Annotated in this window: 8 protein-coding genes; all 8 read left to right on the plus strand. The window is 46.1% G+C overall.

All coding sequences use genetic code 11. The annotated features are described in order from the left end of the window. Positions 1-284: 284 nt before the first annotated feature. Complete coding sequence (eno, locus tag B5J93_RS08890) at positions 285-1598, plus strand: phosphopyruvate hydratase (protein ID WP_079326065.1); 1314 nt, start codon at positions 285-287, stop codon at positions 1596-1598. Position 1599: 1 nt separating this feature from the next. Then, complete coding sequence (locus B5J93_RS08895) at positions 1600-2094, plus strand: FtsB family cell division protein (protein WP_079326066.1); 495 nt, start codon at positions 1600-1602, stop codon at positions 2092-2094. Beyond that, positions 2094-2879, plus strand: coding sequence for a 2-C-methyl-D-erythritol 4-phosphate cytidylyltransferase (gene ispD / locus B5J93_RS08900; RefSeq protein WP_079326067.1), 786 nt, complete (start codon positions 2094-2096; stop codon positions 2877-2879). The genes B5J93_RS08895 and ispD overlap by 1 nt, the downstream gene beginning before the upstream one ends. Positions 2880-2891: 12 nt before the next feature. Then, positions 2892-5477: a ComEC/Rec2 family competence protein gene (locus B5J93_RS08905; protein WP_079326068.1), complete on the plus strand. Its 2586-nt coding sequence runs from the start codon at positions 2892-2894 to the stop codon at positions 5475-5477. Between the two features lie 145 nt (positions 5478-5622). Further along, complete coding sequence (sppA, locus tag B5J93_RS08910; RefSeq protein WP_079326069.1) at positions 5623-6663, plus strand: signal peptide peptidase SppA; 1041 nt, start codon at positions 5623-5625, stop codon at positions 6661-6663. A gap of 537 nt (positions 6664-7200) precedes the next feature. Beyond that, entirely contained in the window at positions 7201-7965 is a 765-nt protein-coding gene (locus tag B5J93_RS08915; protein WP_079326070.1) for a hypothetical protein, read from the plus strand. Between the two features lie 237 nt (positions 7966-8202). Continuing rightward, positions 8203-10098, plus strand: coding sequence for a tRNA uridine-5-carboxymethylaminomethyl(34) synthesis enzyme MnmG (mnmG, locus tag B5J93_RS08920; protein WP_079326071.1), 1896 nt, complete (start codon positions 8203-8205; stop codon positions 10096-10098). Positions 10099-10335: 237 nt separating this feature from the next. Further along, positions 10336-10764 carry a hypothetical protein gene (locus tag B5J93_RS08925; protein WP_143823522.1) on the plus strand — a complete coding sequence of 143 codons (429 nt, stop codon included), beginning with the start codon at positions 10336-10338 and terminating at the stop codon, positions 10762-10764. Positions 10765-10918: the final 154 nt, after the last annotated feature.

The following is a 10918-nucleotide window of genomic DNA, read 5'->3' on the forward strand; positions in this document are numbered from 1 at the left end:
TTAATTTTAATACACCCCACTCTCAACTTTATATAAGCGATTGACTTATCAAAGGGCAAATGTAATTCGCCCCTACAAGCCCAAAAAATTATGCAGTAATCAATAAGTTACCATTTTAAGTTGAGAGTGAGGTAATGGCTGTGAATTAAGTGCCATTAGTACAGCAAAATTTGAGTAATGAGAGAATATCTGTTTGCATAAAATTTTCAAACCACTCACCCAATTTTGTGATAAAATACCCCTATTTCCACTCATTATCATTCACCCAATCAAAAGGAAAATGTATGTACGCTGAAAATACCGACAACGCCACCCAAATCAAAGACATCGTGGCTCGTGAGATTTTGGATTCTCGTGGTAACCCAACCATTGAGGCAGACGTGATTTTGGCGAATGGCGTGTGTGGTCGTGCCGCCGCTCCGTCTGGTGCGTCCACAGGTTCTCGTGAGGCGTTGGAGCTAAGAGACGGCGACAAATCTCGCTATTTGGGTAAGGGTGTCAAAAAAGCGGTGGCAAATGTGAACAGCCAAATCCGTTCAGCTTTGCTTGACAAGGACGTAACCGCCCAAAGTGAACTTGATAAGATTTTGATTGACCTAGACGGCACAGAGAATAAAGCCAACCTAGGGGCAAACGCCACGCTTGCGGTGTCGCTTGCCATTGCCAAAGCAGGGGCAATTGCCAAAAATTTGCCACTTCATCAGTACATCGCCAATTTGCGTGGGCAAACCAGCTTAACCATGCCTGTGCCGATGATGAACATTCTAAACGGTGGGGCTCATGCTGATAATACCGTGGACATTCAAGAATTTATGATTGAGCCTGTGGGCTTTACGTCTTTTTCAGAGGGGCTTCGTGCAGGGACAGAGATTTTCCATAGCCTAAAATCCGTGCTAAAAGCCCAAGGGTTAAATACTGCCGTGGGCGATGAAGGTGGTTTTGCTCCGAACCTGCGTTCTAACGAAGAGGCAATTACCGTCATCATGAAAGCCATTGAACAAGCGGGCTACAAAGCAGGGCAGGACATTTTCCTAGCTCTTGACTGTGCGTCTAGCGAGTTTTATAAAAACGGTCAATATGTGCTAGAAGGCGAGGGCAAATCTTACGACAGCCAAGGCTTTTCGGATTATCTGGCGGGGCTTGTGCGTCAATATCCGATTATCTCTATTGAAGATGGTCTTGATGAGAGCGACTGGGATGGCTGGGCGTATTTGACTCGTCAGCTTGGTGATAAAGTGCAACTGGTGGGCGATGACCTATTTGTAACCAATCCAAAAATCCTGAGTGAAGGCATTGATAAAAACATCGCCAATGCCATTTTGATTAAATTTAACCAAATCGGCACATTGTCCGAGACGCTAGACGCCATTTATCTTGCCAAAGAAAACGGCTATGCCACTGTCATCAGTCATCGTTCAGGCGAGACCGAAGATAGTACCATTGCTGACCTAGCGGTGGGTACAGCAGCAGGACAAATCAAAACAGGCTCGCTATGTCGCTCTGACCGTGTCGCCAAATACAACCAACTGCTACGCATTGAGCAGATGGTAACGGCAAGCTATCGTGGGCGTGCTGAGTTTATCGGACTGCGTGGCTAATATGGCAACCCAAAAAACCGATGATGCTTTGTCATCAGACCATCAAACACACAACCAAAAAGTAGGCGTTAGCTTTTCGCCTGCTTTTTTGGGTTATCTGCTACTCATTATTTTTGGGGCGGTGGTGTTGGCAGGTCTACAACACCAATACTGGTATGGCGAGTTTGGTTATCATGCGTTTGATGAGTTAAATAATGAACTTGCCAAACAACAAAAAATCAATGCTACTCAGCAAGCGGTCAATGACACGTTACGAGCGGATGTCCGTGATTTAAAATCGGGGCTGGGTGCCATTGAAGAGCATGCTCGCCTTGATTTGGGTTTGATTAAGTCAGGCGAGACATTTGTGGAGTTGTCCGTTGCCCCCATGGTGAGTGATAGAGAGATTCCCTATGGCGTGGATGGGGCGAGTGCGACTGAGCCTGTCGATGGACTCATTAATGATGACATGGGCGAGAATGCCTTTACGGGCGTTAGCGGTGATACGGGCGAGTGATGAAGCAGACAAGTCCCAACCTACCCATTCACGCACTCATCGTCTCGGCAGGGCGTGGCAGTCGTTTTGGGGTGGATGTGCCAAAGCAGTATTTGACGGTGGCAGGACGGACGGTGTTAGAGCATGGCGTGGCGTGTTTAAATGTCCCTGCTGTCACCGATTTGACGCTCGTGGTCGCCAAAGATGATACGCTGGTGCCGTCTTTGGATTTTGAGTTTAACCGCCCTATTTATCTGACCGAAGGTGGGACAGAACGTTTTTTGTCGGTCAAGGCAGGCGTGGATGACATCGCTCGGCGAGCGGTTGGCGATGTGTGGGTGCTCATCCATGATGGTGCCAGACCATGCTTACCTGCCGATGATTTGACCCACCTGATTGGTGCGGTGCGTGAGCTTGAACGGCTTGAACAGACGGATGGTAAGAGTAGCCCAGTAGGAGCGATACTTGCCACGCCTGTGGTGGATACCTTAAAACTTGCTCACGATACCAACAGCTCTGCCTTGATAGGTTGCCAATATATCAATGGTCAGATACATCGCACCATAGACCGTCGTCAGCTTTGGCAAGCCCAAACCCCCCAAGTATTTAGACTGTACGCCTTACAAGCCATGCTTGATAAAGTCATCGCTGATGGGCTGATGATTACCGATGAAGCCAGTGGGTTTGAGCAGTTCGGTCAGTCGGTGGCTTTGGTGCAAGGTTCACGCATGAACATGAAGCTGACTTATCCTGATGATTTGTCGATGATTGAGCTGATGTTGCGATATGGCATGGGTCAAGCCTAAGATGTGGGTGCGATGTTGATTTGGCTTGTGTTTATTGGCGTGGCTTTGATGGTGCTTGCCACGCTGGATGTCTTGCCTAGCCATGACATGACAGCCGTGAGCAGTCAGCTGTTTGGCATGGATACGACTTATGGGGTGGGTTTTATGATGATGAGCATGCTCTTATTGGGGTGTGCTTTTTTATGTTTTAAATTTAATCAGTTTCATCCCAAATCCGCTTTTGCCCGAGTGGGTCAGGTTGCCGTGCAGGTGCTACTGGTCGGCTTTGTGGTGCTATTATTTATGCTTCGCATCATCAGTACCGAACAGGTGTTTACAAATACTGCTCATGCCATCCCTGAACATGGCTATACCATCACCGCCAAAGTGATGGTGCATGAGATTAGTGACAGCGTGTATGACACAGGGAGCTATTATCGCCAAAAAGCAGTGCTGTCTGATTTGACATTTGGCGGTGACCGCTTGTTGGATGGCTTTAATGATGTTGGTAAGAATAATAAAGATAGCAAAGATGAGGGCGAGCACACAAGGACAGAGACCCACAACCCATTTGCCGTTACCGCAGACACACCCGAATCCCATCCGCTCCTGCCCAGTCAGATGACGGTACTACTCCAAGTGGCAGATGTCAAGAATAATAAGGACGGCTCGAACCGCCATCAGCTTGCCAAGCTACATCCTGCCACGACCGCTTACATGACGCTACGTATCACACCCATCACTGCCGACCCTAGTGCGTCAGGCTTTGACAGTCAGCGGTGGCTTCGTACACGCCATATCCATGCCAATGCCCGAGTATTGGCGGTGCATGATGAGCCGATACCCCTGCCACAGGTCGGCTTGGTGGGGCATTTAGAGCGATTTCGCCATGCGTTACGCACGCATTTTTATAAAGATTGGCATGCTCTTAGTGATGATAAACAGCAAGCCCGAGCGGTCACGCTTGCCCTGCTGACGGGCGATAGGGCATTAATCAGTCGTGCGACCAAAGACCTATACCAGTTTGGCGGTATCAGTCATCTGCTTGCCATCTCGGGCATGCATGTGGTGCTGTTGGCGACGATGTTGAGCTTTGGGGTGTGTTATTTGACCGATAGGTTTTTGCCATATTATCAGCGACTGCCCCGCCATCGCTTGCGACTGTTTGTCATGGTGGGGGCGAGCATGATTTATGCGTTGTTTACAGGCTTTGATGTGCCTGCGGTGCGGACGGTTTACATGCTGTTGGCGGTGGCGGTGGCAGGCTATTTGGCATTGCCTTTGTCGTCGTTGGCGGTGCTGATGTGGGTAGGGCTGGGCATGATATGGCTTGACCCTGTCATGGTGTGGCAAGCGGGGTTTTGGCTGTCCTTTGTGGCGGTGGCACTGCTCATGAGTTATGGCGAGCGGGAGTTTGATGTGCCAGTCATGTCCATAAAAGACCGTCTGGTCGGTTTGTTAAAGTTACAAAGCTATCTCTTTGTTGCCATGCTCCCTGTGTCGCTGTTGTTTTTTGGCAAAGTCTCGCTGTGGGGGCTGTTTGTCAATCTGTTTGCGGTGGGACTGTTTGGGGCGGTCATCGTGCCGATAAATTTGGTGGCAGGGGTGATTTTTGTGGTGTTGCCGAGCCTTGCTGATGTGCTTTGGGGTGTCTCATCGCTGATATTGGCATGGCTTCATCAGCTCCTGACGTGGTTACAGAGCCTAAGTGATGTGTGGCTGTATCAGACCACGAGCGTGATAGGCATGGCACTGTTTGCCCTTGGGGTGGCGGTGTGGGTCACCCCCGTGATAGAGCGGAAGTTTGCATTGGTGCCACTCATGGCGGTGGCGATGATGATGTTATTTGTAGATAGACAAACGCCATTTAGCGTGATGGCGTTAGATGGTGATGATAAGGTTAGCCAAGTACTCATCCGTCAGCAAGGGGCGGATAATGGCGATGATGCGGTGTGGCTTGTGTTGTCGGATTTGCAAGATGATAAGGCGGTAGGACATGATAAAGTGGCGAGTGTTCTGCACGACAAACTGCGTCAGCACGGTGTTCGCCATCTGACAGGGGTCATCGTGCAGACCCCAAGCCATCGCATGAGTGATGTGGTGGCAACGCTGGCGCAGGACGTGTTTATCCATCGCTATTGGCAGGCGGGGCAACCTATAAACACCGTGCAGGGCTTGCCCATGCAGGCGTGTGGGGCAGGGCGGTCATGGTCGGGGCAGGGGCTTGCCGTATCGGCAATGACAGGCTGGCAGATGATAGATGATGAGCGGGTGTGGGGCTGTACCATCATCGTTGAGAGCGAGCTGATGCCTGCCATCATGGGTGGTATCCATCATGATTATGGCGATGATGATGGTCGTGATGACCAAAAAAGCAAGCAGGTAGGGTCACGACTCATCATTAATGGAGCGACCCATGAGTATGCGTGGCAAATGTATGAGAGTATGTGCCATGATGAGCAGGTGCATGCCGATGTGTGGCTTGGGCACAGTCGCCATGCTGTAAGTGGGACGGTGTTGGCACAGACTTTGCCATCGCAGGTTATTTTTACTGACAAAGATACAGCGGACAACCGTGAGCGAGCTGAGCTGATGATGATAGAGCTTGGTGGTCAGTAGACACGCCCTTAACAAATTGATAAAATTTAAGGCGAGCATTTGGCGGTATTTGTGTTAAAATAACCCTTTTAAAATTTAAAATTATCTAAAACCGACCGCACGGTTTTAACTTGGATTTTTAAAAGTTAAATCAGGAAAATACATCATGGCATGGCCACCAAACCCCAATAAAGACAACTCAAACGAACGCCCAAACCCAGCACCACAAACACCGCCCAACCAATACAGCGGTCAAGAGTGGCGACTGCTAGAAAAAACACTCATGGCAAGTCTTGATGAGCAAAGAAAAGCTCGCCGTTGGGGGATATTTTTTAAATTGCTCACGTTCGGCTATATCGTTTTTATCATCGCCGTCATGGGGCGTGGGTGTAGCACTGCCAGTAGCACCATGCCACTAGAAGCGAACTCGCCCCATTTGGCGGTGGTGGAAGTCAATGGCGTGATTGCCAGTGACAGCGATGCCAATGCTTATGACATCAGCTCAGCACTGACCGAAGCCTTTGAAAATCCCAATGCCAAAGCTGTCGCTCTTGCCATCAACTCTCCTGGGGGTTCGCCCGTGCAGTCGGACGAGATTTGGCAGACTGCCATGGAACTGCGTAAAGACAACCCCGACAAAAAACTCTATGCCGTCATCGGCGATATCGGGGCAAGTGGGGCGTATTATATCGCCAGCTCTGCCGATGAGATTTGGGTGAATCCATCAAGTCTGGTCGGCTCTATCGGGGTAATCATGTCAAGCTACAACACCGAAGAGCTGATGAAAAAAATCGGTGTCCAAGACCGCACCATGACATCGGGACAGTACAAAGATATCCTATCCATGTCTCGCCCCATGACCGAAGATGAGCGGGTACACGTCCAACAACTGCTTGACACCACGCACCAAAACTTCATCGATGCAGTCAAAGAAGGGCGTGGCGATAAGCTCAAAAATGCCGAACAAAACAACGTGTTTAGCGGTCTGTTTTGGACGGGCAAAGAGTCGCTTAAACTGGGACTTGCTGATAAAGCAGGCGGTATTAGCAAGCTAGAAAAAGAGCTGGGCGTTGAGCATTCGGTAAATTACACCTATGTAGACCCTATGCGTAAGGTCTTTGACCGTCTTGGCGTGCAAATCGGTAAAGGTTTAGGACAGGGCGTGCAAATGAGCATTGCAGAAAACAGCCAAAGCAAATTGCAGTAGATGAAGGCTGTAATGGTAGAATGTGACATCATCTGCCTTGTAAGATTTAACTGTAAAGCAAAGATTGTTGCAGATATAAAAGATGGTAAATAGCTCCCTTAACTTACCTCTGTGCTAAGTGGCGTGATAGGTTGAATAATACACCAAAAATTTTTTTGCTTCGCTAGGGCGTGTTGAGCGTCGGTATTTGCAATGAAAAATGCCTGTTTGAAAAAAGCAGGGGAATCGCTCGTTTTTCAAGGAAAAAACTTGTCTGACAGTCATTCCATCAGACAAGTTTTCGCCTTCGAGTCACAAGATTTAGTCATTTTTCATGCAAAAATTGGTTGAAATTGTCAAATTTTACCATATTTTATAAGAATGTTATCAATGTTCAACATGCTCTGATTGGGTTCAGTGCAGTCTGATTATCATAAAAATGTATATCTTGTAGAGACTGTCAGCAAAACTAATAATATGTAAAATAATAAATGTTATCAATTTTTAATGCTGTGTGATGATATATTTATAACCATTTTATTGACAAAAGGACATACAATGAAAAAATCCGCTATTTTGCTTGGTGTTATCATAATTTTAACCGCTTGCGATACGCCCACATCAAACCCGCCCCAAAATCAAGATATACCCAATCAAACCGACCCCAATGCCGTCGCCAATCCTGATATTCCCATAAAGGTAGATTTGCCCATTGATTTGTATGGGGCGGATAGTCTGTTGCACCCTGTGGTGGTGTCTGCCATAGATGAATATGTGGACAAAAGCGGGTCATATTCAAAAACACAAATATATAGCCATGTGTCGGTCTCTGATGATAAAATCAGCGGTCAAATGTTTAATCTTATTTTTGAAAATAAACAAACAGGACAAACCACACCTTTATTTAAAAACAATACCCAAATCATTCATGAAGCCTATTATCCTGTTTATATAAAATCGGATTATATGGGGCGTGGTGAGATGAATTTGCAAAATGTTCATAAAGATGATTTAAAGCATTATCATCATTTTATTTATACCGTTCAAGAAAATATCGGTAAATATGACAGCGACAGCATTCATGCTCAAATATCGTTATATATGAGCGATGATAAAGGGGGTAATCTGACAAAATTACACCTTGATGATGAATATTTTATCCAAGGTAGCTGGGTGATGAATATGGAGCGTTATTATTTTACCACCAAAAAAGACAGTAATAATGACGGTAAAATAGACTTATATGACGACAGTAAAAATTATTATATAGATTTTAAAGAAAGCAATCCTATGGTAAAGGCGTATGATTTTATGCTGAGATAGGTTTTAAAATATTTATAATCATGATGGGCTTGTGTGATTTTTAAGGGTAAATAATATTTGCCCTTTTTATTTTTAATGTTGGACAATAAATTGACCTTATATACAAGTTTTAAAATTTATAATTAAACAACGATACCATAACATTCACATATCCCAAATTTTACCCACAAAACCCATACCCACACCCCCAAAATTATGCTAAAATAGCCAGTTTTTCATTTATCTATCTATAAAAATATGAGCTTTTTAACCAAAACATTTGATGTCATCGTCATCGGTGGCGGACACGCAGGCACAGAGGCAGCATTGGCGTCTGCCAGAATGGGCGTGCCAACTTTGCTCATCACCCACAACATTGAAACGCTGGGACAGATGAGCTGTAACCCTGCCATTGGTGGTATTGGCAAATCACACCTAGTAAAAGAAGTGGACGCACTCGGTGGGGCAATGGCTTTGGCAACCGACCACGCAGGCATTCAGTTTCGCGTCCTAAACAGCCGTAAAGGGGCGGCGGTGCGAGCCACACGAGCCCAAGCCGACCGACTGCTTTATAAAGCCTTTATCCGCCATACCCTTGAAAATCAGCCCAATCTTGACTTATTCCAACAACCTGTTGATGATATTATCGTTGAGAACGGCAAGGCGGTGGCGGTGGTGACGGCAAGCGGTGTCCGCATTAACGCCCAAAGCATTGTGCTGACTTCGGGGACTTTTTTGGGTGGGGTAATTCACATTGGTTTACAGCACCAATCAGGCGGACGGGCGGGCGATATGCCGTCCATTCGTTTGGCTGACCGTTTGCGTGAGCTTAAACTCCCCGTTGGACGGCTAAAAACAGGCACACCTGCTAGGATTGACGCTCGCACGGTGGATTTTTCTGTGATGACCGTACAACACGGCGACACGCCCTTGCCTGTGATGAGCTATATGGGCGATGTGTCTATGCACCCACGCCAAATCCCTTGCTATATCACCCACACCAACGAACGCACGCACGACATTATCCGTGCCAATCTTGACCGCTCACCCATGTTTAGCGGTAAGATTGAAGGTGTGGGCCCTAGATACTGTCCGTCCATTGAAGATAAGATTCATCGCTTTGCCGATAAGGACAGTCATCAGATTTTTATTGAGCCAGAGGGCTTGACCACGCACGAGCTGTATCCTAATGGCATTTCAACTTCTTTGCCCTTTGATGTGCAGATTGATTTTATCCATACAATGCAAGGGCTTGAAAATGCCCACATCATTCGCCCCGGTTACGCCATTGAATACGATTATTTTGACCCACAAAACCTAAAACCCACACTAGAAACCAAATCCATTGACGGCTTGTATTTTGCAGGGCAAATCAACGGCACGACAGGCTACGAAGAGGCGGCAGCACAGGGGCTATTGGCAGGGATAAATGCAGGGTTGTCTGTTTTGGGTAAGGAGGCGTGGACGCCCAAACGCCACGAGTCTTATCTTGGGGTGCTGGTGGACGATTTGATAACGCATGGCACCAAAGAGCCGTATCGGATGTTTACAAGCCGTGCTGAACACCGCTTGCTCCTTCGTGAAGACAATGCGGATGCTCGTTTGACGGCGATTGGGCGAGAGCTTGGGCTTGTGGACGATGAACGCTGGGCGAAATTTAATCAAAAAATGGAATCTATTGCCAGCGAAACTGCCCGCCTAAAAGATATCTGGGCAACGCCAAATAATGAGCTTGGCAAGGCGTTTATGGCAAATACGGGCGAAGTTTTGACCAAAGAAAACAGCCTGCTTGACCTACTAAAACGCCCAAATATCAACTTTACCGACATTGCCAAAGTGGCAGACAGTCAGGTGAGTAGCGAAGCAGGCGAGCAGATTGAAATTAGTGTGAAATATCAAGGCTATATTGACCGCCAAAATGACGAGATTGAGCAGATGAAGCGCCTTGAAAACACGGCTTTACCGCTTGATTTTGATTATGCGAGCGTATCAGGCTTATCCAATGAAATCGTACAAAAACTTACCCAAGTCCGCCCTGCAACATTGGGGCAGGCAAGCCGTATTAGTGGCGTTACCCCTGCGGCGGTGAGTCTTTTGGCGATGACGGTGAAGAAGATGAAGAAGGCGGAGAAAATGGAGAAGTTGGAAAGTTGATTTTTTTAAAAGGGTATTTTTAAAAATGCTCAATTTTCCTTGTAATTTTTCCCCAATTCGTAGCAACTGTATTCTTTAAGGGATACAGTTGCTACGCCTAAAATTAACCGCTTTCAAAAATGAATTTCAACAGTCAAATGCATTAAAATTAGGAGATTATTGTGAAAAAAATATGCGTTTTTAATGGCAATTTTAATGGTTGGCTGTGTTAATCCAACACAAAACACAACCAAACCAATGACCGCACAGAAACAAACAACTTTGGCAGATTTTGATGTTTGCGTTGATGTGTATGATGAGGCTCGTTTGGAAGATTTGTATTTTGAAAAAACCAAGCAAGCCTTGCAATTTTTTCCAAAATTACTGGACAAAGATAATGCTCCTGTACCAAAATATAATAATGCTTATTTTAATATGATGTGTGGCGGCACCGCTTTAACAGGTAATATCAGCACCAGCCCAAAACAAGGTAAAACTTGGGTGGAAATTCAAACTTGTGGCGATTTGACTTTGCAAAGCGAAAAAGACGCTTGTAGTGTTGATGAAGGATTTTATCACAATGGGTTAAAGGGTCAAAATGGCGAAACCATTATTTTGAAATATGGCTATATTTTCTACATTGGAAAAGATGGTGAGGTAAATGCCTATAAAATTTCATCATTTTAATAACGAGCAGATTTTTACTTTATTTTTGAGTAATTTTTGGTTATGATAAGTCATTTTATCATAACTAGAATTTACCATGAACTCCCAAGAAATCCTCCAAGCCGTAAGCTTTGCCTTTATGATTGTCTTTCCAAACCTATACCAACCGAACTTA

Source organism: Moraxella equi (genome assembly GCF_002027555.1).
Taxonomy (GTDB): Bacteria; Pseudomonadota; Gammaproteobacteria; order Pseudomonadales; family Moraxellaceae; genus Moraxella; species Moraxella equi.

Coding starts and splice junctions, on each gene's coding strand:
- eno (WP_079326065.1), top strand. CDS start 285: ATGTACGCTGAAAATACCGACAACGCCACCCAAATCAAAGACATCGTG.
- B5J93_RS08895 (WP_079326066.1), top strand. CDS start 1,600: ATGGCAACCCAAAAAACCGATGATGCTTTGTCATCAGACCATCAAACA.
- ispD (WP_079326067.1), top strand. CDS start 2,094: ATGAAGCAGACAAGTCCCAACCTACCCATTCACGCACTCATCGTCTCG.
- B5J93_RS08905 (WP_079326068.1), top strand. CDS start 2,892: ATGTTGATTTGGCTTGTGTTTATTGGCGTGGCTTTGATGGTGCTTGCC.
- sppA (WP_079326069.1), top strand. CDS start 5,623: ATGGCATGGCCACCAAACCCCAATAAAGACAACTCAAACGAACGCCCA.
- B5J93_RS08915 (WP_079326070.1), top strand. CDS start 7,201: ATGAAAAAATCCGCTATTTTGCTTGGTGTTATCATAATTTTAACCGCT.
- mnmG (WP_079326071.1), top strand. CDS start 8,203: ATGAGCTTTTTAACCAAAACATTTGATGTCATCGTCATCGGTGGCGGA.
- B5J93_RS08925 (WP_143823522.1), top strand. CDS start 10,336: ATGACCGCACAGAAACAAACAACTTTGGCAGATTTTGATGTTTGCGTT.